Genomic DNA, 22,822 nt, shown 5'->3' with positions numbered 1-22,822 from the left:
CATTATGATTAAAGAAGCCATTATCAAACTCGTAAGCAAAGGGGATTTAACCTATCAGGAAGCTCATGACGTCATGCTGGAAATTATGGGCGGCAAAACCACGCCGACCCAGAATGCCGCTTTTCTGGCCGCTCTTTCTACGAAGAGCACAAAAGCAGAAACGATTGCTGAAATTTCAGGGTGCGCCGAGGCCATGCGTTCCTTAGCTACACCGGTTCCCCATCCCGGTATGGAAGTCATGGAAATCGTCGGTACCGGCGGTGACGGAGCTCATTCCTTCAACATTTCCACGACGTCGGCCATGGTCATGGCAGCCGGCGGTGTCAAAGTTGCCAAGCACGGCAATCGTGCTGCTTCTTCTCTGTGCGGCACGGCTGACTGCCTGGAAGCGCTCGGTGTCAACATTCAGCAGGATCCGGCGATGGCTTTGAAGATGCTCAAGGAAACAAATTTCTGCTTCCTTTTTGCACAGAAATATCACGCGGCTATGAAATACGTCGGCCCGATTCGTAAGGAACTGGGATTCCGCACGGTATTTAATATCCTGGGGCCTCTGACCAACCCGGCAAAGCCGGAAATGTTCCTCCTGGGCGTATATGATGAATATCTGGTGGAACCGCTGGCCAAGGTTATGACGAGCCTGGGTGTGAAACGCGGTATTGTCGCTTACGGCCGTGAAAAGCTCGATGAAATTTCTCCGAATGGCCCGACGGCTATCTGTGAAATCCGCGATGGGTATTACCGCACTTCCGTGATCCGTCCGGAAGACTTCGGTATGAAGCCGGGAGCCAAAGAAGAACTGGTCGGCGGAACGCCGGAAGTCAATGCCCAGATTACCCGCGATATCTTAAGCGGTAAGCTGAAAGGAACGAAACGGAACGCCGTACTGCTGAACGCCGGTGCTGCCCTGTTTGTCGCCCAGAAAGCAGATACCATTGCAAACGGCATCAAGCTGGCCGAGCAAATCATTGACAGCGGAAAGGCAGCCGCAAAACTGGAACAAGTGATCAAAGTAAGCAACGAGTAAGGAAAGGATGGCAGGCAGCATGATTCTGGATGTCCTGGCAGAAGCAGCCCGGGAGCGGGTGGAAAAAAACAAGAAAACAGTCAGTCTTGACGCGATTCGGCGCGAGGCAGAAGCACTTCCCCGGCTGCGGGCCGGATGTTTCCGGAAAGCCTTGCTGGCACCGGGACTGCATATCATAGCGGAGGTCAAGAAGGCTTCGCCTTCCAAGGGACTCATTGCTCCTGACTTTCCTTATACGGAAATTGCCGAGGCTTATGAAAAATCCGGAGCTTCCGCAATTTCTGTACTGACCGAACCGACGAAGTTCCTAGGTGACGATGCTTATCTGGCAAAAATCCGCAAATGCGTCGATTTGCCCCTCTTGCGCAAGGATTTCACGGTAGATGAGTACATGATCTACCAGGCAAAGCTTCTCGGCGCCGATGCAGTCCTTCTCATTGCGGCACTTCTTTCGGACAGTCAGCTCGTGGAATACCGTGAAATCGCTGAAAGCCTGGGAATGGATGCTCTTATGGAAGCTCATGACGGCGATGAAGTGGAGCGGTGCCTCAGGGCAGGAGCTAAAGTCCTGGGTGTCAACAACCGGAACCTGAAAGACTTCACCGTGGATATTCATAACAGCATGCGGCTTCGCCCGCTGGTGCCTTCTGATATTGCTTTTGTAGCGGAAAGCGGCATCAAGGGCCGCAGTCAGATTGCCGAACTGGAAAAGGGCGGCGTGAACGGCGTCCTCATAGGAGAACTCCTCATGCGGAGCGCTTCTATCCCGGACAAAATGAAAGAACTTCTGGGGAGGGATGCCGGATGACCAAAATCAAGATCTGCGGGCTGCGGCGCAGGGAGGATGCAGACATCCTCAACCGGTATCATCCTGATTTTGCGGGTTTTATCTTCTATCCCAAAAGCAGACGATACCTGGAAAAAGCGCAGGCGGCCGCTATCAGGAAAGAGCTGGATGCCTCCATTAAGACCGTGGGTGTGTTCGTCAATGCGGATTCCGCTGAGATTCTTACCTACGTAGACTCGGGTATCATCGATGTCATCCAGCTGCATGGGGATGAAACTCCGGAGGCCGTGCGATGGCTGAAGGAGAGAACAGAAGCCCCGATATGGAAAGCAATCCGGGTACGAGATAAAAAGAGCCTGGAAGGCCTTGCGGCCTATCCGTGTGATGGTTTCCTTCTGGATGCCTTCACTGCGGGTTACGGCGGTGCCGGAAAGACCTTTGATGATACGCTGCTGCGGCAGGCTGAAATCCCGAAGCCATATTTCATGGCGGGCGGCCTGAATGCACAGAATGTGGGAGCCATTATGGCAAGGACCCATCCCTATGGAGTGGATGTGAGCAGTGCCGTGGAAACGAATGGCTTCAAAGATGAAGTGAAAATCAAAGCTTTTATAGAAGCAGTCAGAAGAAAGGATGAACAAAATGAGTAACGGAAGATATGGTAAGCATGGCGGACAATATGTTCCCGAAACCTTGATGAATGCAGTTCTGGAACTCTCGGAAGCATACGAACATTATAAAAAGGATCCGGAATTTCTGAAGGAACTTCAGACTCTGTATCATGATTATGCAAACCGTCCGAGCCTGCTCTACTATGCAGAGAGAATGACCAAGGATCTGGGCGGAGCCAAGATTTATCTGAAGCGGGAAGACCTCAACCACACGGGTGCCCACAAGATTAACAATGCACTGGGACAATGCCTCCTTGCCAAGAAAATGGGCAAGAAGCGCATCATCGCTGAAACCGGCGCCGGCCAGCACGGTGTGGCTACAGCAACGGTCGCTGCCCTCCTGGGAATGGAATGCGTTGTATATATGGGGAAGATGGATACAGAACGTCAGGCCCTGAACGTATTCCGCATGAAGCTCCTCGGTGCGGATGTTGTGCCGGTTGAGACCGGTACCATGAGCCTCAAAGACGCGGTCAATGAGGCACTGCGCGAATGGAGCCGCCGCTGTGAAGATACGGCTTACTGCATCGGTTCCGTCATGGGGCCGCATCCTTATCCGATGATGGTGCGTGACTTCCAGAAAGTCATTGGTGAAGAAGTCAGACAGCAGATGATGGAAAAGGAAGGACGTCTGCCGGACATTGTTATGGCCTGTGTGGGCGGCGGCAGCAACGCCATGGGTATCTTCTATGATTTCATCCCTGACAAGAACGTACAGCTGATCGGCGTGGAAGCAGCCGGCCGCGGCATCGACACGGCAGAAACGGCAGCTACCATTGCCTGCGGCAAACCGGGTATCTTCCATGGTATGGAATCTTATTTCCTGCAGGATAATGACGGCCAGATTGCTCCGGTATATTCCATTTCCGCCGGCCTTGACTACCCGGGAATCGGACCGGAACACGCTTATCTGTATGATACGGGACGCGCCCAGTACGTACCGATTACCGATGATGAATCCGTTCAGGCTTTTGAATACCTGTCCCGTACCGAAGGCATCATTCCGGCTGTAGAAAGTGCTCATGCTGTGGCCTATGCCATGAAACTGGCACCGACACTGCCCAAAGATAAAATTATTGTAGTGAACTTGTCCGGCCGCGGTGATAAGGATGTAGCGGCTATTGCCAGATACAAGGGGGTCGATCTGCATGACTAGAATTACCGATACTTTCAAGAAAAATAAAAAAGTCTTCATTCCTTTCGTAACCGCCGGGGATCCGGATCTTGAAACGACTGAAAAACTGATTTACGCGATGGAAGAAGCCGGAGCGGGCATCATTGAACTGGGTATTCCTTTTTCCGATCCGGTGGCAGAAGGCCCGGTCATCCAGGAAGCGGACAATCGTGCCCTGAAAGCCGGATTCAAGATTGATAAACTGTTTGAGATGCTGAAAAAAGTCCGTGCCCATACTCAGGTGCCGCTGGTATTCCTGACGTATGTCAACCCGATTTTTACCTATGGCCGGGATAAATTCTTTAAGAACTGCAAGGAGACCATGATTGATGGTGTCATTGTTCCGGACATGCCTTTTGAAGAAAAAGACACTCTTAAAGAAGATGCAGCCAAGTACGGTATCGAACTGATTTCCCTGATTGCTCCGACGTCTCACGACCGGGTACAGATGATTGCCAAAGAGGCGCAGGGCTATATTTACCTGGTATCCTCCATGGGTGTCACCGGTGTGCGTGAAAAGATCACGACGAACCTCGGAGAAATCGTGGAAAAGATCCGCGAAGTGACAGATCGTCCTATAGCCGTCGGCTTTGGTATTGCCGAGCCGCAGCAGGCTGCTGAAATGGCGGCTCTCAGTGACGGCGCCATCGTCGGCAGCGCTATCGTAAAGATTATCGCTAAGGAAGGCCGCAACGCCGTTGAACCCGTCAAAGAATATGTAAAGAAAATGGCTGACGCCGTTAAAAGCACAGTAAAGTAATGTAACAAGGGGCTGTGAAACAATGCGTGTGCATTATTTCACAGCCCTTTTTACGCTGGTCGCTGGTCGCTGGCCGCGGGTCGCCCGTGGAAGAAAAATTGCCAGGGCATTTTTCTACGAACTTATTAAAATAAAACCTAAAATTTGGGTTATCTGCTAAATTTCAGGTTTTTATTATTTTATTTGAATCAAAAGCTTTAACACACTGCTGCAGACGAGGCTAAATGCCATATGCCAAAAGCCAAAAGCGCCTTTTGTTGTTTTATTCTCTACTTTTATTGTATACTTTATGCTATCAAAGGAGGTGTACTATGAAATTAAATTTATGCCGCTGGTTTGTTGTTGGAATAACGGCTTTGACGCTGACCTGTGGAGTAAGCGGCTGCGCAGGGGCAGCCAGCCAATCGGTTTCGGGAAAAACGCCGGAAGAAATCGAGGCACTGCTCAAAAAAGCGGGCGGCGGAGCCGCTTCTGTCAATCATGCGGCAGATATCAAAGATTCTCCCTATTTCAAGGCTGTGGATGTCTATAATCTGAAATCCCAGGGATCACTGACGGTGATTTCACACTATAAGACCCATCAGCAGGAAACGGAGTATACCTGCGGACCGGCGGCTGCTTATACGGTGATGACGCATTTTCTCGGAAAATCACCGGACTCGGAAATGACTATTGCCAAGATCATGGATACGCACCCCGCCGGCATGGCTGATGTCGGGACGAATACCCGCGGTATGGTACGGTATTTCGAAAAGCAAGGCTGGAAAGTCCGCAGCGCTCTCTCGGATGGTTCACCAAAAGATTACAGTGCTTTCAAAAAGTTTGTCCTGGATAATCTGCAGGCCGGTATTCCTACTATGATCGAGAATATTGACTGGGACGGCCACTGGCGTGTCATTATCGGATTTGATACGATGGGGGACACGTTATCAGCTAACGATGTTCTCATCTTAGCCGATCCGTATGATACCAGCGACCATTGTCAGGACGGCTATAATATTGCTTCGGCAGAGCGTTTTTTCAGTATGTGGTTTGACAGCCATCTATTCCGGGAAGGTGAAAAAGAGCGGCAGTGGCTGACGGCTGTTCCGTCCGGATATGTCGTTTCGGGGAGAACATCGCAGAAATAGAAAATGCCCTGCAGTCATCTGGAGGATTGGATGATTATAAGTGAATAAATCAGAATATCAATAATAAAACGTTTCGAGCCGTCCGAAACGTTTTATTAACTTTTTATAGAAATGTATCAAATAATATGAAATCTGAGAAAAAACTGAAAATTCACTTGCACATTGTATACAATCGTGCTATACTTACGCTGTAAGTTAAATTTACCCCTCATTTGCCCTTGTTCTCAAGGGCTTTTTTTTTATGCCTTTTTTAACAAATGTATCAAAGCAAGATGAATAGGGAATTCTTGAGCAATAATTAAATGCCATTTTTCTATAATTTAAGGAAACTGTGAAAATTTATTGACCTAAAATTTACAAAAACGTATAATGAGGGTACAGTGTGAGAGGAGTTGTTTGCGGAAAAGACACACATGTTTACAGGAGACGAAATCTCACGCGGCTTTGAGCCTGGAATGGAGTAAATCTGCCAGGCTCTTTTCCACGTTTTTTATAGCAGTTGTCGTATCTTTATTTCCATCATGAATTCAAAAAGAGAGGTGTCACTTATGGAAGATCAATCATTCCATCCCTACATCCCGGCTGACCGCGTGGCTCCGGAAATGACCACGGTTTCTGTCGTGTTAGGGGCCATCCTGGCCATCGTATTCGGTGCTGCCAATGCTTACCTGGGACTGCGTGTCGGCATGACAATTTCAGCATCCATCCCTGCCGCCGTACTCAGTATGGGTATCATTCGTTTTATTCTGAAACGGGATTCCATTCTGGAAAACAACATGGTGCAGACAATCGGTTCTGCCGGTGAATCGGTGGCAGCCGGTGCTATCTTCACCCTGCCGGCTCTGTTTATGTGGGCCCAGGAAGGCGTCGTAGCAGAACCTTCCATGTTGGAAATCGGGCTGATTGCCTTGTTTGGCGGTCTCCTGGGTATCCTGTTCATGGTACCCCTGCGCCGCGCCCTTATCGTAAAGGAACACGGCGTTCTCGCCTATCCGGAAGGGCAGGCTTGCGCAGAAGTTCTTATTGCCGGTGAAGAAGGCGGTGCCAAGGCATCTACCGTGTTTGCCGGACTTGGCATTGCAGCCGTCTACAAATTCATCGCTGATGGACTGAAGCTGTTCCCCAGTGAAGTTCATACGGAAATTCCAGGGTACAAGGGAGCCGGATTTGGTCTCGATGTTCTGCCAGCCCTTGCCGGTGTCGGTTATATCTGTGGATTCAAGGTTTCTTCTTATATGTTTGCCGGCGGCGTTCTGGCCTGGTTTGTCATCATGCCGATGATTGCCGTATTTGGCAGCGGTGCCGTGCTTTTCCCTGCTAAGGTGACTGTCGCTGAACTCCTTGCCAAGGGAGGATCCTTCTCCCTGTGGGGAACGTACATCCGTTATATCGGCGCCGGTGCCGTTCTGACAGGCGGACTCATTGGCTTGTTGGAATCCCTGCCGCTCATCATCCGGACCTTCCATGATGCCCTGGGCGATTTTGGCCAAAACGGTGAATCGACCCTGCGCACGGAGCAGGATCTCTCCATGAAGACTCTGCTGGCCGGAATCCTTATCATTATTGTAGCGCTGTGGGCTATTCCTACGATTCCGCTCAATGCGTTTGGCGCTCTGCTCGTAGCTATTTTCGGTTTCTTCTTTGCAACTGTTTCTTCCCGTATGGTCGGACTCATCGGTTCTTCCAACAACCCTGTTTCCGGCATGGCCATTGCTACGCTCCTTGTTTCCACGCTGCTGCTCAAGAATACAGGCAGTGACGGAGCTGCAGGTATGGTAACGGCTATTTCCATCGGCGGTATTATCTGCGTCGTTGCCGCTATTGCCGGTGATATTTCTCAGGACCTCAAGACGGGCTTCCTCGTCGGGGCTACTCCGAAGAAACAGCAGATCGGCGAAATGATCGGTGTTGTTTGCTCCGCTATTGCTATCGGCAGCATCATGTATCTGCTCAATTCGGCTTGGGGCTACGGCTCTGCTGAACTTCCGGCACCGCAGGCCATGCTTATGAAGATGGTCGTGGAAGGCGTTATGATGGGCAATCTGCCTTGGAACCTCGTTCTCATCGGCGTGTTCCTTTCCATTGCCATGTGGATTCTGGGCATTCCGGTTCTGGCCGTTGCCATCGGTATTTACCTTCCGATTCATCTGTCCGCTCCGATTATGGTCGGAGGACTCTTACGCCGCTACGTGGAATCCCGCAAGTTCAAGGATGATACGGAAAAGAACGACTGCGTGCAGTCCGGTGTACTTTACAGCTCCGGGCTCATCGCCGGTGAAGGTCTCGTCGGGATTCTCCTGGCAGTCTTCGCTGTCATGAACCTTAACCTCGATATTTCCAAGTCTGTCAACCTGGGTAATGTCGGTGGTATTGTGTTCTTCGCTGTTCTTGTAGCAACGATTTATGTATTCTGCCAGAAAGGCAGAAAGGCTCGTTCCTGATAAAAATCTAGATCAGTGCCAGGCTGCAGGACTCTGTGGCCTGGCACCTGTCTGTTGGGAGAGTATGATGAAAGAAAACAAGGAAAATTATCTGGACCGGATCCCTTGCCGGACCAGCCGTTTTCGGTGGAGCCAGGATGAAGAGGGATTTGTTACGATTCATATCGAGCACCGCGGCTTCTTTGACAGAGTGGCCCAGAATCTCTTCGACCGCCCCCGAGTCAGCCATGTTGACCTTGACGCATTTGGCAGCGTGCTCTGGCTCAATATGGATGGGAAGAAGACGGTGGGAGAACTGGCCGATGTGATTGAAAATCACTTCGGTGAAAAGGCTCATCCTCTTTATGAGCGACTGATTGTTTTTATGCAGATGCTTGCCCGGCAGGAATTCATTACCTGGAGGAAAGAATAAATCATGGCCGTACTTAGTCAAATTGAACCGCAGCGTGTCTTTCATTTTTTTGAAGAAATTTCTGCTATTCCCCGCGGCTCCCGCCACACGAGAGCCATCAGTGACTGGCTCGCAGCCTTTGCTGAAAAACGAAACCTTCGCGTTATCCAGGATAAGACTGGCAATATTATCATCTTTAAGAAGGCTTCAACCGGTTATGAACAGGCTGCACCGGTTATCCTGCAGGGTCATATGGATATGGTCTGCGACAAGGTGCCATCCTGCACCAAGGATATGGAACGGGAAGGCCTTGACCTCGTTCGCGACGGCGACACGATTTACGCCAAAGGTACGACGCTCGGCGGGGACGATGGCATTGCCGTTGCTATGGGACTCGCTCTTCTCGATGATGACGAGATTCCTCATCCGCCCCTTGAGATTGTCTATACCATCGATGAGGAAATTGGCATGGTCGGGGCAGCAGCACTCGATGTTTCTCCTCTCAAGGGCCGCCGGATGATCAACCTTGACTCCGAAGACGAAGGCATCTTTACGGTCAGCTGCGCCGGCGGGGTCGATCTTCTGTGTCATTTCCCCGTGTCGCGTGAGGCTTACGAAGGAACACCGCTGCTCCTTGACGTCAAGGGGCTTACGGGAGGCCATTCCGGTTCAGAAATCAACAAAGGACGCAATAATGCCCATCTTCTCCTCGGCCGTATACTGACGGGACTTCGCAGAGTAACAGATTACCGTCTCGTGACGCTCGCCGGTGGTTCCAAGGACAACGCCATTACGCCGAATGCTTCTGCCGGTATTGTCGTAAAGGACGCTGAAGCAGCCACAGCGTGGGTCCAATCCTTTGAGAAACTCCTTAAGGAGGAATGCCGCGTTACCGATCCCCAAGTGGAGGTAACGCTGGAACCGGCTTCTTTTGAGGAACTTCCTATGGATGAAAAGACAACGAATCATATCCGGGCTTTTCTTACTTGTGTGCCTCAGGGCGTTCAGGTTATGAGCGCCGAAATGCCCGGCCTGGTTCAGACTTCCCTTAACTTCGGTATTCTCAAGCTGGAAAAGGACGAAATGACAGGAGGTCTCCTGGTTCGCAGCAGCGTCGACTCCCAAAAGGAGATGCTCGTTGACCGGGTAGAAACTTTAGTTACGGCTCTGGGTGGCACTATGGAACGGTCCGGAGACTACCCCGGGTGGACCTACGAACCGAAATCTCCGCTGCGTGACCTCCTTGTTGAGGTATATCGTGAACAGTACGGAAAAGGTCCGGTCGTTGAAGCGATTCATGCCGGTGTAGAGTGCGGGCTGCTTGCCCATAAACTGCCTGGCCTTGACTGCGTATCCCTGGGGCCGACGCTGACCGGTGTCCATACGCCGAAGGAAAAAATGTCAATTGCTTCTGTCCAAAGAACCTGGAAGCTTTTATTGGAAACGCTGAAACGCATGAAATAGGGAAAATTTTCCTTAAGTTAAAAGCACGTCCTGCGAAATTATCGCAGGACGTGCTTTTTGTTGTTCAAAAAATGCGGTAATTTTTCTGTACAGAAAGAGCATACTAAACAGAATGGTAAATCATAAGGTTGATTCAGAATTGTAAGATACTTGACATTCTACAACAATGTGTTTAAGATAATAACAATTCCTTAAATAGTTTTAATTTAAGGTAAAATATATACAAAATATGTAAACTCATGAAATGTAAAGGAGAATGAGAGTTTATGTCTAATGAGAAAGTCAAATCCTTCCGTCCCTTTGGGCTGCCATGGCCGCTCTGCCTGGCGTTTATCATCATTGTCTTTGCAGGTATGTGGACGGGCTCACTGTCGACGGATCTTGCCGGCGGTTTTGCCTTGACACTTGCCATGGGCATTGTTTTTAATGAAATCGGGGAACGGATTCCTTTCTGGAATTCCTACATAGGTGGCGGGCTTGTCCTGTCTTTCCTGGCATCAGCCTATTTATTTACCAATCACATGATTCCGGAAAAGTATGCTCAGACCGTGACCAATCTGATGGACAAATCCGATTTCCTAAGCTTCTTTATTGTCTTCCTGATCTGCGGTTCCATTCTGGGTCTTGAAAAGAAACTCCTGATTAAATCCTTTGCGGGCTATCTGCCAGCCATCTTCGGAGGGCTCATCGGTGCTGCTGCACTGGGTATTTTGGGGGGTCTTCTTTTCGGAATTTCCCCTTCTATGATTGTCCTCAACTATGTTCTGCCTATCATGGGCGGCGGCAACGGGGCCGGCGCGGTGCCTTTGTCCCAGATTTATGAAAGTGTCACGGGGAACAAGGCGTCCGACTACTATGCCTTTGCCATTACAGTTCTCACTATTGCCAATATCTTTGCTATTCTGTCAGCAGCCGTACTGGATCAGATCGGCCACAAACATCCGACCTGGACCGGTGATGGTTCGACACTGATTCGTAAAGGCGTTGATATCGAAGCCGAAAAGAATGACACCATTCCTTCCATTAAAGAAATCGGCGGGGCTTTCTTTATGGGCGTCAGCCTTTATGCGGCCGGGACACTTCTCGGTAAGGCTCTCCTTCCGACCGTCTTTGGCGTGCAGATTCATCCTTTTGCCTGGATGATTGCTGTCGTCACGGTACTTGCTATGCTCGGCTGGGTTCCTCAGGAAGTCAAAGCGGCTGCTAAACGGCTGCAGTCTTTCATGAGTTCCTGCCTTGTCCTCACTATCATGGTGGGCGTCGGGGCTGATACAGACCTCAATCAATTAATAGCGGCTATTACACCCAGCAACGTCGTCATTTCTTTCCTCATCGTCCTGGGAGCTATTCTTGGTTCTGCTATCGTAGGACAGTGGGTTGGGTTTTATCCTATTGATTCCGCTATTACGGCCGGTCTCTGCATGGCTAACCGAGGCGGATCCGGTGATCTTGCCGTATTGGGCGCTTCTCATCGTATGGGGCTTATTGCTTATTCCCAGTTGTCTTCCCGTCTCGGCGGCGGAATCGTATTGATTCTGGGTTCCGTTCTTTTTGGTTCTATGATGGGCAAATAACGTGATTTTTATAAAAATTGGCATCCGGCTTCGGTCGGGTGCTTTTTTTTGAGAAACGCTGCCGACTGCACGAATGACTGAATTAGCTACTACTTTTTTACCTTTCTGCGCAGGTTTAGCATCTGCTGTTTGGTGCCTGTCGTTTGCCTTGGTAACTGTGAAGAATTGTTTTTTTCGGCGGGAAAATGTTACAATAGGCTGTATCTGTACGATGTTTGAAAAATGCAGGAGGAAAATAATGAAAAGACGATATTGGGTTATGTTCTGGATTCTCGCCGTGCTGCTGCTCTACTACCTGAACGGGCTGCTGCCTCTGACGGACAGCGTGGAAGGCAACTATGCTCTTACGGCCAAGGAAATGGTCATGAGCGGGGATTGGTTATCTCCCCAGATTTATGGAAAATATTGGTTTGACAAACCCGTTTTTGCGTATTGGATGATTGCGCTGGGATTTAAAATCTTCGGCTTTAATGAATTCGGAGCCCGCTTTTTCCCCTCCTTATTCGGACTTATGGGCTTGGGACTTGTAGTGTGGGGCGGTAAAAAATTATATTCGGAAAAAATCGGCTTTTACAGCGGCCTGCTTCTGCTTGCCACTTTGCAGTTCTTTACGATTTCTAAATCTGTCCTGACCGATGGTATGCTGTTCCTGTTTTTAAACGGGGCCCTTCTTTTTTACTATCTGGGGTATAGTACGCCGCAGAAAAAATATTATTACGGAATGTACGTCTGCGCGGCTCTGGCAACCTTGACCAAAGGCCCCATCGGCTTTTTGCTTCCGGGACTGATCTTTTTGCTGTTCCTCATCTGGCGCCGGGATTTTGCGTCTCTTAAGGAAGCAAAGCTGGGAAGCGGGATTGCCTTGTTCCTCCTGGTTGCTGCACCCTGGTATGTGGCAATGGCCATCAAGCATCCGGACTTTCTTTCCGGATTCATCGGAACCCAGAATTTCCTCAGGGCTACTGTTTCCGAACATCCCCGTGACAATGTTATCTGGTACTATACGGCCGTTAATATCCTCAATGCTTTTGCCTGGATTGGTCTTGTGCCGGGTATGCTGAAACATTATTTATGGAAAGAAAAGCACCTGGTTCGTCCCGGCGTGCGGGAGGGTTACCTTATGCTGTGGGTAGCCGTTATCTTTATTTTCTTCCAATGCATGGCTACAAAGTACATTACCTATACGTATCCGATTCTGATGCCGCTGTCGATTCTGACGGCCTCTTATCTCGTGGAAGTAAATGAGAAACTGACACTGAAATGGCTGCTCCTGGGCAACTTCCTCTTCTACGTGGCGCTTTCTGTCGTATCTTACAAGCTTCCGACTATTGCTCCGAAACTTTTGCAGCATCCTCGGGATATTTTCTATCTGGTCATGATTTTTGCAGCCTGCTATGCAGTCATGGCGCTGAATCGCTATCGCGGCAGGAATGCCAAAGAAATTGTTGTGATGACACTGATGCTCACGTACGTGTTTTTCTTCTGTATTACGAAGATGCTTGCGGTGCCGCTGATGAGTGGAGTAACCGGTAAGTGGGCCGCCATGTATATCAACGCCATGGTTCCGCAGGACGTTCCGATTTATGTGCGGGGCGGCGGCTATCCGACTTCCACCTGGTTCTATACAGGCCGCACCTTGACGATGCTCGTTCCAGACGATCAGGCAGAAGAATTCGCACCTAAGGACTACAGCTGGTCCGCAAAGAATATCATGCCCTGGACTACTTACAGTAAAGTGCAGAACGTACCCCAGGCCGTGGTTCTTGTGGATATGAATACAAAGAAACTGAAAACAAAGCTGGAAGCCGACTGGCCGGGAGCCTGGCAGAGAGTAAAACTGTTCGGGCAGTGGACCATCATGATCAAGAGGCGTTAAAAATACATGAATAGTACAGAGATTCAATCTTATCTGGAAAAGAATACTGCCTTGAAGTGGCAAATTCCTAAAAGTGTATACGAAGCTCCCGAAGGCGCAGAACCCTATCTGCAAATCCTCCGGTTCATTGGGGAACATCCTGAATTTGCCGAGAAATTCTGCGGCAGGCTCAGTATCTCCTTTGCACCGGGCTGTCGTGCTGATATCTGGCGAGAAGCCGGTGCTGTTCGTTTTGTGAAAAGCCTGACGGACTGTCCGTTTCTTTTCTTCCTTGCCGAAAAAGAAGGCAATACACTGAAACTGCTGGCAGCGTTAAGCTGTTATGACGGCAGGCAGAGCGGGGATGAGCTGGCCTTGGATAAATCGGCTTTTTCTGACCTGCTGCGGAACCAGTTGAAAGGCATTGTGCTTATGAGCAAGCTTGTCCGATTTACGCCGGAAAGGGCGCAGAGCTTTGTAGTGGATGTATTGACATATTTTGGAATGGACGCGTAAAAAGACACAAATTGACTGGACAGTCGAATTCACAAACAGTTCATAAATGGGACCTTGTTTTGTCAAATCTGCCCGATATACTTAGAAGCGTAGTAGGGAATACCCCTCCTTATTACATCTTTCCCCATCAAATCATCTTTGACGAAACAACTTCCTTTCAGAAAAAACTCCCGCTTCCCCGGCGGGAGTTTTTTCCGTTTCTGGAACGAAAACATAGCTGATTGGATAGTCAAATTCACAAATATTTCATAAATATAACGATAAATTGTCACAGTGGACCTCTATACTATGAAGCGTAGTAAGGATTACCCCTCCTTGCTACAACTTCCCCATCAAAATCATCATAAAACAACTTCCTTTCAGAAACACCTCCTGCTTCCCCGGCAGGAGGTGTTTCACTATTAAATAAACCAAACCGTCAGGTTTGGCATTCCTCTGCCACCTCCTTCCACGTAGTCGGAAGGACGAGCACGAAGCTGCAGAGTTTTAAGCGCAGTACTGATTGAACGCAGAGACCCTGCACTTCACAAATACTTCATGAAAGGGACCGCGAATTGCCATAATGATGTCTTATGCTATAAGCGTAGTAGGGAATACCCCTCCTTATTACTCTTCCCCGTTATTGCATCAATAGAAAGAACTTCCTATCAGGAAAAGCCCCTCGTTTCCCCGACGGGGGACTTTTCTTTTGAGAAATATAACGTTAATTTTTGCATCGCTGCTGATTTCACAGTGATTTCAAAAATTAAACGTTAATTTGCCACAGATGGTTTGTATAGTATAGTCAGCAGGAGGAAGGTACTTCCGACTGCACTTCTTTCTCCCCTTTGTAATAAAGTATTGCAACACCTTCAACTTCCTTTTGGAAAAACCCCTCTGTACAGGACAGCAGAGGGGTTTTTCTTTTAATAGGCAAACCGACGAAGGAGGTTTGCGATTCCTCTGCCACCTCCTTTCAAGCCGCTACGCGGCTTCGAAAGGAGAACCGCAGTCAGCACTGACGGTAGGAAGCGCTGACGAATGCGGTGGAGGATAGCTTCTTTTTCGTTCGTCGGAAGGAGGACGGACCACGAAGTGGGGGAGGAAAGTTTTAACTTATCATTTTAACGAAGAAGGTTTGCCAAAAGCTGCAGATTGCGTGTCGCGGATCGCTTGCGGAAGCAAAATTTTCCTGGCAGCTTTGCATTCAATGAATAAAACGAATTCTCCATTTCAGACTAACCTCTTTTTGATGCTCAGGTTATCTGCATTTTTCCAAATGAATACCTTCTAAAAATAAAAAATCCCCAAAACAGTTAAAAAAGTTATATTTTTTCTCAAAAAAGGGTTGCATATTTTTCATGATTTGCTATAATAAAAAAGTACCTTCCGGGATGGTGTAATGGTAGCACAGGAGATTCTGGATCTTCTAGTCTGGGTTCGAGTCCTAGTCCCGGAGCCATTTTTTTTATATGGCGCCATGGTCAAGAGGCTAAGACGTCGCCCTCTCAAGGCGAAATCACGAGTTCGATTCTCGTTGGCGCTACCATCGAAAATTCGTGAAACCAAAGGGCTCACTTATAGAATCTGGACGCTTGAGAAAGCGTCTTTTTTTATACCCAAAATGAGGAGGGAATGCATTGGATAAGAAACTGCTGCGGCTTTGTTTGGCCTTACTGCTTGTCCTGGCCGTACTTGCGCTGTTGGATGCTGGCTGCGGCCTTATTCCGGTGTCCTTGTCTCATCTTGTGACCGGTACGCTTACAGCACAGGAACAGGCTGTTATTTATTTTATCCGGATGCCGCGGTTTGTTTTCGGAGCGGCGGCGGGCGCAGCCTTGTCGCTTTCAGGCGCTGTTCTGCAGGGCGTTTTCGGAAATCCTCTGGCGGATCCCGGTATTCTCGGCGTTTCCGGCGGAGCCTGCCTGGGTGCCGTACTTGCGCTTCTTTCCGGGTTTTGTCTGCAGTATGCGTTTCTGCTGCCCCTGGGGGCCTTTATTGGCGCGCTGGCAGCGATTGCTGCTGTGAATTTGCTGGGACGGCGTTCGGGCGAAGCGCATGGGGGAGATACCGTTCTTTTACTGGGCGGCGTGGCCATCGGACTTTTCTGCGGAGCCCTCACGTCGGGACTTTTGAGTTTTGCTCCTCCGCAGATTATGCAGCAGTATTTCTTTTGGACGCTGGGAACGTTGTCCGGCAGTTCCTGGCGGCAGCTTCCGCTCCTGCCGGTTATGGCAATCTTTATGATGATCCTTATGCTGCTGGGCCGGCCCCTCAATTTGCTCTCCCTGGGGGAGGAACAAGCGCTTGCGGCAGGGCTCGACGTCTTTGTGTGGCGGCGCCGGATTTTGCTTCTGGTCTCCTTTTTGACGGCCCTCGCCGTGTGTCTTGTCGGTAATATCAGCTTCGTCGGGCTCATTGTGCCGCATTTGACGCGGCGTTTTACAGGTCCTGACCATCGCATGCTGCTTCCGGCCAGTGCCGTTATGGGAGCAGTCATACTTGTTGCCTGCGATTTTGCCGGCCGCGTGTTGTTTCCTTTTGGAGAACTGCGCACCGGAATCGTAACGGCCCTTCTCGGCGCCCCGTATTTCCTGTTCTTATTGAGAAGGCATTGATGGATTAGAGACGAATTTGCTTGAATAAATGCGCTTTTGACGTTTGGCATGTGGCCTTTTAGCTTTGCCTGCGGTATTGTGGAAAAGTGGCCAGTGGCTGGTGGTTAGCGATTAGTACAATCGTGCAGGCAGTGGATGGTTTCTGCTGCTCGTTTTCTTTTTTATTTTTGCCAAGTGACTTCGGCATTTTGGCTTCTTATGGGGGCGACCGGCGACATGCGGCCAGCGGCCGGCGTGTTTTTTATATTGACCCTTTTGATATAATGTAGGAAGAACCTATTTACTGTAAGGAGGCTTTTCTGATGAAAAAAGATTTTGGCGCTCAAACGGTCTGCTATCCGATGGCCGTCTTTATTGTAGGTACGTATGACGAAAATGGTGTTCCTGATGCTATGAACGCAGCCTGGGGCGGCATCAGCAACGATAATGAAATTTCCCTGTGCCTGGCACCGGTGCATAAAACGGTCAAGAATTTGAAGAAAACCAAGGCCTTCACGGTGGCTATGGGGACGGTGGATACGCTTGTATCCTGCGACTATGTCGGTATCGTCAGCGGCAACAATACGCCTGATAAGATGAAGAAATCCGGCTTTACGGCAGAAAAATCCACGCACGTCAATGCGCCTGTGTTCAAGGAACTGCCGATGGTTCTTGAATGTGAAGTACTGAGCTATGACGATGCTTCCTGCCGTCTCGTAGGCAAGATTGTCAATGTAGCCGCCGAGGAATTTGTCCTGACGGATGGTAAGATTGACCCGGCTAAACTGCATCCGCTGATTTTTGATCCGGTTAACCAGAAGTATCTGGTAGCGGAAAAGGTTGTTGGGAACGCCTTTTCTGACGGGAAAAAACTTATAAAATAATTTATTTTCTTGTGAAGGGAAGCTGTGAAGAAATGCTTGTCGTTTCTTCACAGCTTTTTTTGTAGCGGAGACTTGATCCTTATCCGCTCATCAAAACGAAATAGTGTATACTAATTAGCAGACATTTTTCTTTAAAAAAATCGGAACAATACGTGATTCTATCTGGCTTTATAGGGAAAATATGCGGTAATACGCCCATCCTTGTGAACTCTTTTACGTGTTGACAACCTTGAAAAATGTGTAAAATTATCTAAATCCTACTTGAATAAGCACAATAATGGTGCTATAGTATACACTAGTTCGATACAAACGAACAAATCAGCGTGTCATAAAGGAGTGCTATCATGGACAAATCTACCGCTTACTTACTTTGGTTCGATCAACTCGAAAGAAAAGACGTGGACATTGTCGGCGGGAAATCCTCTTCCCTCGGTGAAATGACTTCCAAGACGGATGTCCCCGTTCCGTATGGCTTTGCCACAACGGCCCATGCTTATCGCTACTTTATTGAAAAAACCGGTCTGAAAGAAAGACTGCGCAGCCTGCTCGCCCAGCTGACAGATGTGGAAAACAGCGAACTGCTTTCCAGCGTCTGCAAACAAATCCGTGAATCCATTATGGAACAGGAAATGCCGCAGGATTTGCAGGATGCTATTGCCCAGGCTTATAAGGAACTTTCCGAAAAAGTGAACCAGCCCAATCCGTACGTGGCTGTTCGCTCCAGTGCAACGGCAGAAGACCTGCCGGATGCTTCTTTTGCCGGTCAGCAGGATACTTACCTGAACATCCAGGGCGCTGAAAACGTAATCCGCAAAGTCAAGGAATGCTATGCTTCCTGCTTTACTGACCGCGCTGTATACTATCGTGAAAAACAAGGATATGATCATCTGTCCCTGGCACTTTCTGCCGTCGTTCAAATGATGGTATTCTCCAAGGTAGCCGGCGTTATGTTCACGGTCAACGTGGCTAACGGCGATGACAAGAATATTATGATTGAAGGGGCTTACGGCCTCGGCGAATATGTCGTCGGCGGCATTGTCACCCCGGACAGCTATGTCGTATCTAAAGCTGACAACAAGATCCTTTCCGTTACCGTGAATGGACAGGATAAGAAACTGATTCGCAAGGAAGGCGGCGAAACTGAAGAAGTCGCCGTACCGGAAGGCGAACGGAACAAACAGAAACTGACGAATGAACAGATCCTGCAGCTCGCCGGATATGCCAAGAAGATTGAAAAACATTATGGCTGCTACATGGATATGGAATGGGCCGTCGATGAACGCAACAACAAGCTGTGGATCCTCCAGGCTCGTCCTGAAACTGTATGGTCCCGCCGTAATAAGGAAAAGAAAGCAGAGGAGGAAAAACCGATGACAGCGAAAGAAGCCAAAGTCCTGGTAAAAGGTCTGCCGGCAAGCCCTGGCCAAGGCTATGGCAAGGCTCACGTAATTATGGATCCGTCCGATATTGAAGAATTCAAGGACGGCGAAATCCTTGTTACTGAAATGACCGCTCCTGACTGGGTACCGGCCATGAAGAAGGCTCAGGCCATTGTCACGGACAGCGGCGGTATGACCTGCCACGCTTCCATCGTCAGCCGTGAACTGGGCATCCCCTGCATCGTAGGTACGAAATCCCGCGGACAGGCTGCTACGGAAGTACTGAAGACCGGTGAAGAAATTACGGTTGATGCTTCGAACGGTGTTGTCTTTGCAGGCAACCTGCAGGTGAAGAAAGCTGCCGCTGCCACGGCTCCGACCGGCACGGTAGTAGCTGCCGAAACCTTCCCTGTAACAGGCACCAAGATTTATATGAACCTGGGCGATCCTTCCCTGGCAGAAAAATACAGCAAGCTGCCTTGCGATGGTATCGGTCTGATGCGTGAAGAATTCATCTGGACGACCTACATCCATGAACATCCTCTGTATCTCATTAAGATCGGTCATCCGGAAAGAGTTGTAGACCAGCTGGCTGACGGTTTCCGCAAAGTCTGCCAGGCTATGGCTCCGCGCCCTGTTACCCTTCGTTTCAGTGACTTCAAGTCCAGCGAATACAGAGATCTTAAGGGCGGCGAAGAGTTTGAACCGCATGAACCGAGTGCACTCCTTGGCTGGAGAGGCGCTTCCCGTTACTATGATCCGAAATACACCGAAGCTTTCCGCCTCGAAGTAAAGGCTGTCCGCAAGGTTCGTGAGGAATTTGGCCTGAAGAACCTGAACGTCATGATTCCGTTCTGCCGCACGGTAGACGAATGCGCCAAGGTTGTTCATATCATGGAAGAAGAAGGACTGCACAGAGGTCCTGACTTCAAGGTATGGCTGATGGCAGAAATTCCGTCCAACATCATTTTGGCCGATAAATTCAACCAGTTCGTCGATGGTTATTCCATCGGTTCCAATGACCTGACCATGCTGACTTTGGGCTGCGACAGAGATAACGACGTAATTTCCCACCTGTTTGATGAAAGAAACCTGGCCGTAAAGCGCGCCGTTCGTCATCTGATCGATGTGGCCCACAAAGACGGCAAGACCGTATCTCTCTGCGGTCAGGCACCGAGCGTTTATCCTGAATTTGCTGAATTCCTGGTTCAGTGCGGCATCGACAGCATGTCTGTCAACCCGGATGCTGTGAAGTTCACCAAGAAGATGGTGGCACAGGTTGAACAGCGGATCATCCTCGATAAACTGACGGGACGTGGCCGTAATATGCACGAAGATGACTTAGCTTGGTAAAGAAATCACTGGCTCGCTGCTGCTCCGGATTCGTGAAGCGGCATGATACCGGGGCAGTAAGCGACCCCGTGCTTTCTGTGCACTCCTTATTCAAAAGACCTGCAGGATTCCTGCAGGTCTTTTGACCGTATATAACCGTTGTAATTTGGCCGGGAAATGAGGATATCAATCTGCAAAAAGTCGCCAAATAATCCGCAGAAGAAAGAAAAGGCTTGACGGAATGGAAATTTCAGTTTACGCTGACAGTGTACAGGCTTCAAATGATAGAAAGGTGGTGAGTCCCATTTCTTTGAGCGAAAGACAGCAAAGGATTGCGGAAATCGTGCGGCGCAATGGTCCGGTTACAGGGCAGGAAATAGCTCGGGAACTGGGGCTGACAAGGGCTGCACTGCGTTCGGATCTGGCAATCCTGACAATGAGCGGTATTTTGGATGCCCGTCCGCACGTAGGGTATTTTTATACGGGCAAGAATACACTGGGACTTCTGGTTGAAGAGCTTTCTTCTATCACGGTCAAAGATATTCAGTCCGTACCAATTGTGGTGATGATTGACAAGAGTGCATACGACGCGGTAGTGACGATGTTCCTGGAAGACGTGGGCACCATTTTTGTACTTGATGAGAAACGTCTCCTGACAGGAGTTATTTCCCGTAAGGATCTTTTAAAAGCGGCACTGAACGCCGGAGCCGACCTGCATGCACTGCCGATTGCCATGGTCATGACCCCGCTCAGTAAAATAGTGACTGTCGCTCCGGATGAACCGGCAGCAACGGCAGCACGGCGCCTGATAGAGGCAGAGATTGACTGCCTTCCTGTGGTCCAGCCTGTGGAAGGATCACGGCGTCAGTTCAAATTGATTGGCCGTGTATCAAAAACCAATATTACTCGTCTGCTGGCTGAGCTGGCTGAAGGGAAGGGAGGAGTTTATCATAGCTAAAGCACCTATTATTTATGCCATCTCTGATTCCATTGGCGAAACGTCTGAGTCAGTGGTACGGGCAACGACAAGTCAGTTTGTGCAGGAAAAATTCGATATTATCCGTATTCCTTACGTCAATAGTACCGAACAAATCGAAAAACTGATGCAGGAAGCTAAGGAACAAAATGCAATCGTCTGCTATACGATTGTTTCACCGGATATTCGGGAAGCAATTGCTAAAGAAGCGGAGGAAAAAGGCGTTGAAACTGTGGACATTTTGGGGCCGGTATTGAAAGCCATCGAAAAAACGTCGGGGCTATTGCCGAAAAACCAGCCTGGATTGATCCACGCCATGGACCATGAGTATTTTAAGCGCGTGGCTGCCGTTGAATTTGCTATCAAATATGATGACGGCAAGAACCCGTGGGGACTCACCAAAGCGGATATCGTCATCATCGGGGTTTCCCGTACATCAAAGACACCGCTTTCCATGTATCTGGCCAATAAGCAGCTGAAGGTAGCCAACGTGCCTCTGGTGCCGGAGATTCCGCCGCCAGAAGAATTGTTCAAGGTGCCGGCTAACCGGATTATCGGACTGCTTATCGATCCGTATAAATTAAACGAAATTCGTCTGGCCCGTCTTAAGGCAATGGGACTGACGGACGGCGCTAATTACGCGGATATCCACCGGATTTCTGAGGAACTTGAATATGCCCAGGCCGTTATGCAGCGTCTGCACTGCAAAATCATCAACGTAACGAACCGAGCTATCGAGGAAACGGCGAGCCTGATTTTGGAATATCTACGGAAGAACTTTAATTTCGATTATTGACGTTCCGGTAGAAATTGAAAAAATCTATTATTCTCATTTGTATTGAGAAGGGTTGTTGCATCTTAATTAAAATGCAATGACCCTTTGTTTTTTGGAATTCCAGATGTAGGGGGGATAGAAGCGATGACTCTGAAACAGCTGCGCTATATTGTAATGGTTGCAGAGGTTGGAAACATTACGGAGGCAGCCAAAAAATTATATATTAGTCAGCCAAGTTTGACCCATGCAATCCACCTTTTAGAGAATGAACTGGGAATCATACTATTTGCAAGAAATAAACACGGGATTTCTGTTACACCTGAGGGAACCCGTTTCCTTCGTTATGCCCGTCAAATTCTCGAACAGGTCAGTATGGTTGAGGAACAATATCTTCATACGGAAATGCAGGCTCCAAAATTTTCAGTATCATGTCAGCATTATGCCTTTGCTGTGAATGCTTTTGTGGATTTGATTCGTCAGTATAATGTGGAAGAATATGATTTTACGATTCTGGAAACAAGCACATATGATGTCATTCATGATGTGAGTACTTTGCGCAGTGAAGTCGGCATTTTGTTTATGAATGACGCTAACAAGAAATATATTGAAAAACTTCTGAATCAAAATAATTTAAGATTCACAGAATTATTTGTTGCTAAACCTCACGTATTCATCAGTAAGAAACATCCTCTTATTCATAAAAAAGTGCTGACGCTCAAAGATTTGGAACCCTATCCGTGCTTTACTTTTGACCAGGGCGAACATGATGCATTTTACCTATGGGAAGAGATTTTGCCTGCTATGAAACATAAAAAAGAGATTCACGTCCATGATAGAGCATCATTATTTAATCTTGCAGTAGGACTTAATGGCTACACGATTAGTTCAGGAGTCCTCGGAGCGGATTTGAATGGTGAACATGTGGTGGTAAAGCCTCTGGCCGTTGATGACTACATGAGAATAGGAACAATTATGCGTAAGGATGTAGTTCCCAGTCGCTACGCAAAAGCTTATCTTGAGACCTTACAAAAATACATCAAGGAGTATAAAGAAAAAAATATGAGTAAAAAGGATTAAGCAAATTTAAAACGTGTAATTTAATTGGCAAAT

18 protein-coding genes and 2 tRNA genes are annotated in these 22,822 nt (G+C 48.7%); all 20 read left to right on the top strand.

Annotation, left to right across the window (positions count from 1 at the left end; all coding sequences use genetic code 11):
• The first annotated feature begins 4 nt into the window (after positions 1-4).
• The 20 genes from trpD to LKE33_00690 all read left to right on the top strand — a co-directional run bounded on the left by trpD (position 5) and on the right by LKE33_00690 (position 22,789).
• On the top strand, positions 5-1,027 hold the full coding sequence (gene trpD / locus LKE33_00785) for an anthranilate phosphoribosyltransferase (GenBank protein ID MCH3949467.1): 1,023 nt from the start codon (positions 5-7) through the stop codon (positions 1,025-1,027).
• A gap of 19 nt (positions 1,028-1,046) precedes the next feature.
• Entirely contained in the window at positions 1,047-1,835 is a 789-nt protein-coding gene (gene trpC / locus LKE33_00780; protein ID MCH3949466.1) for an indole-3-glycerol phosphate synthase TrpC, read from the top strand.
• Positions 1,832-2,464: a phosphoribosylanthranilate isomerase gene (locus LKE33_00775; GenBank protein ID MCH3949465.1), complete on the top strand. Its 633-nt coding sequence runs from the start codon at positions 1,832-1,834 to the stop codon at positions 2,462-2,464. The genes trpC and LKE33_00775 overlap by 4 nt, the downstream gene beginning before the upstream one ends.
• The gene (trpB, locus tag LKE33_00770) at positions 2,457-3,641 is read left to right on the top strand and encodes a tryptophan synthase subunit beta (GenBank protein MCH3949464.1); all 1,185 of its coding nucleotides are present in this window, start codon (positions 2,457-2,459) and stop codon (positions 3,639-3,641) included. The genes LKE33_00775 and trpB overlap by 8 nt, the downstream gene beginning before the upstream one ends.
• Positions 3,634-4,419, top strand: coding sequence for a tryptophan synthase subunit alpha (gene trpA / locus LKE33_00765; GenBank protein MCH3949463.1), 786 nt, complete (start codon positions 3,634-3,636; stop codon positions 4,417-4,419). Before trpB ends, trpA begins: the two co-directional genes overlap by 8 nt.
• Positions 4,420-4,730: 311 nt before the next feature.
• Positions 4,731-5,549: a C39 family peptidase gene (locus LKE33_00760; protein MCH3949462.1), complete on the top strand. Its 819-nt coding sequence runs from the start codon at positions 4,731-4,733 to the stop codon at positions 5,547-5,549.
• A 548-nt stretch (positions 5,550-6,097) separates the two neighbouring features.
• The gene (locus tag LKE33_00755) at positions 6,098-7,990 is read left to right on the top strand and encodes an oligopeptide transporter, OPT family (protein MCH3949461.1); all 1,893 of its coding nucleotides are present in this window, start codon (positions 6,098-6,100) and stop codon (positions 7,988-7,990) included.
• Positions 7,991-8,054: 64 nt separating this feature from the next.
• Positions 8,055-8,402: a PqqD family protein gene (locus LKE33_00750; protein ID MCH3949460.1), complete on the top strand. Its 348-nt coding sequence runs from the start codon at positions 8,055-8,057 to the stop codon at positions 8,400-8,402.
• 3 nt (positions 8,403-8,405) lie between these two features.
• Positions 8,406-9,845, top strand: a complete 1,440-nt coding sequence (locus LKE33_00745; GenBank protein ID MCH3949459.1) for an aminoacyl-histidine dipeptidase — start codon at positions 8,406-8,408, stop codon at positions 9,843-9,845.
• 266 nt (positions 9,846-10,111) lie between these two features.
• A complete protein-coding gene (locus tag LKE33_00740; protein ID MCH3949458.1) occupies positions 10,112-11,419 on the top strand; it encodes a 2-hydroxycarboxylate transporter family protein in 1,308 nt (435 codons plus the stop codon).
• Between the two features lie 238 nt (positions 11,420-11,657).
• The gene (locus LKE33_00735) at positions 11,658-13,295 is read left to right on the top strand and encodes a glycosyltransferase family 39 protein (GenBank protein MCH3949457.1); all 1,638 of its coding nucleotides are present in this window, start codon (positions 11,658-11,660) and stop codon (positions 13,293-13,295) included.
• A 6-nt stretch (positions 13,296-13,301) separates the two neighbouring features.
• Entirely contained in the window at positions 13,302-13,790 is a 489-nt protein-coding gene (locus LKE33_00730) for a hypothetical protein (GenBank protein MCH3949456.1), read from the top strand.
• A gap of 1,367 nt (positions 13,791-15,157) precedes the next feature.
• Positions 15,158-15,231: transfer RNA gene (locus tag LKE33_00725), tRNA-Gln, on the top strand.
• A gap of 12 nt (positions 15,232-15,243) precedes the next feature.
• Positions 15,244-15,318: transfer RNA gene (locus LKE33_00720), tRNA-Glu, on the top strand.
• Positions 15,319-15,409: 91 nt separating this feature from the next.
• On the top strand, positions 15,410-16,387 hold the full coding sequence (locus LKE33_00715; GenBank protein ID MCH3949455.1) for an iron ABC transporter permease: 978 nt from the start codon (positions 15,410-15,412) through the stop codon (positions 16,385-16,387).
• A 302-nt stretch (positions 16,388-16,689) separates the two neighbouring features.
• Positions 16,690-17,250, top strand: a complete 561-nt coding sequence (locus LKE33_00710) for a flavin reductase (protein ID MCH3949454.1) — start codon at positions 16,690-16,692, stop codon at positions 17,248-17,250.
• Positions 17,251-17,594: 344 nt separating this feature from the next.
• Positions 17,595-19,982, top strand: coding sequence for a phosphoenolpyruvate synthase (gene ppsA, locus LKE33_00705; GenBank protein ID MCH3949453.1), 2,388 nt, complete (start codon positions 17,595-17,597; stop codon positions 19,980-19,982).
• Between the two features lie 274 nt (positions 19,983-20,256).
• Positions 20,257-20,919, top strand: a complete 663-nt coding sequence (locus LKE33_00700; GenBank protein MCH3949452.1) for a helix-turn-helix transcriptional regulator — start codon at positions 20,257-20,259, stop codon at positions 20,917-20,919.
• Positions 20,846-21,733 carry a kinase/pyrophosphorylase gene (locus tag LKE33_00695; GenBank protein ID MCH3949451.1) on the top strand — a complete coding sequence of 296 codons (888 nt, stop codon included), beginning with the start codon at positions 20,846-20,848 and terminating at the stop codon, positions 21,731-21,733. Before LKE33_00700 ends, LKE33_00695 begins: the two co-directional genes overlap by 74 nt.
• A 123-nt stretch (positions 21,734-21,856) precedes the next feature.
• Positions 21,857-22,789, top strand: a complete 933-nt coding sequence (locus tag LKE33_00690; GenBank protein ID MCH3949450.1) for a LysR family transcriptional regulator — start codon at positions 21,857-21,859, stop codon at positions 22,787-22,789.
• The last annotated feature ends 33 nt before the right edge of the window (positions 22,790-22,822 follow it).

The organism is Acidaminococcus sp., from assembly GCA_022482815.1.
Classification (GTDB): domain Bacteria; phylum Bacillota; class Negativicutes; order Acidaminococcales; family Acidaminococcaceae; genus Acidaminococcus.
Note: the sequence above shows the minus strand (reverse complement) of the source record. Positions and strands in the feature narration are given on the sequence as shown.

What these genes read in the sequence shown, in the direction of transcription:
- trpD (MCH3949467.1), top strand. Translation starts at nt 5, where the DNA reads ATGATTAAAGAAGCCATTATCAAACTCGTAAGCAAAGGGGATTTAACC.
- trpC (MCH3949466.1), top strand. Translation starts at nt 1,047, where the DNA reads ATGATTCTGGATGTCCTGGCAGAAGCAGCCCGGGAGCGGGTGGAAAAA.
- LKE33_00775 (MCH3949465.1), top strand. Translation starts at nt 1,832, where the DNA reads ATGACCAAAATCAAGATCTGCGGGCTGCGGCGCAGGGAGGATGCAGAC.
- trpB (MCH3949464.1), top strand. Translation starts at nt 2,457, where the DNA reads ATGAGTAACGGAAGATATGGTAAGCATGGCGGACAATATGTTCCCGAA.
- trpA (MCH3949463.1), top strand. Translation starts at nt 3,634, where the DNA reads ATGACTAGAATTACCGATACTTTCAAGAAAAATAAAAAAGTCTTCATT.
- LKE33_00760 (MCH3949462.1), top strand. Translation starts at nt 4,731, where the DNA reads ATGAAATTAAATTTATGCCGCTGGTTTGTTGTTGGAATAACGGCTTTG.
- LKE33_00755 (MCH3949461.1), top strand. Translation starts at nt 6,098, where the DNA reads ATGGAAGATCAATCATTCCATCCCTACATCCCGGCTGACCGCGTGGCT.
- LKE33_00750 (MCH3949460.1), top strand. Translation starts at nt 8,055, where the DNA reads ATGATGAAAGAAAACAAGGAAAATTATCTGGACCGGATCCCTTGCCGG.
- LKE33_00745 (MCH3949459.1), top strand. Translation starts at nt 8,406, where the DNA reads ATGGCCGTACTTAGTCAAATTGAACCGCAGCGTGTCTTTCATTTTTTT.
- LKE33_00740 (MCH3949458.1), top strand. Translation starts at nt 10,112, where the DNA reads ATGTCTAATGAGAAAGTCAAATCCTTCCGTCCCTTTGGGCTGCCATGG.
- LKE33_00735 (MCH3949457.1), top strand. Translation starts at nt 11,658, where the DNA reads ATGAAAAGACGATATTGGGTTATGTTCTGGATTCTCGCCGTGCTGCTG.
- LKE33_00730 (MCH3949456.1), top strand. Translation starts at nt 13,302, where the DNA reads ATGAATAGTACAGAGATTCAATCTTATCTGGAAAAGAATACTGCCTTG.
- LKE33_00710 (MCH3949454.1), top strand. Translation starts at nt 16,690, where the DNA reads ATGAAAAAAGATTTTGGCGCTCAAACGGTCTGCTATCCGATGGCCGTC.
- ppsA (MCH3949453.1), top strand. Translation starts at nt 17,595, where the DNA reads ATGGACAAATCTACCGCTTACTTACTTTGGTTCGATCAACTCGAAAGA.
- LKE33_00690 (MCH3949450.1), top strand. Translation starts at nt 21,857, where the DNA reads ATGACTCTGAAACAGCTGCGCTATATTGTAATGGTTGCAGAGGTTGGA.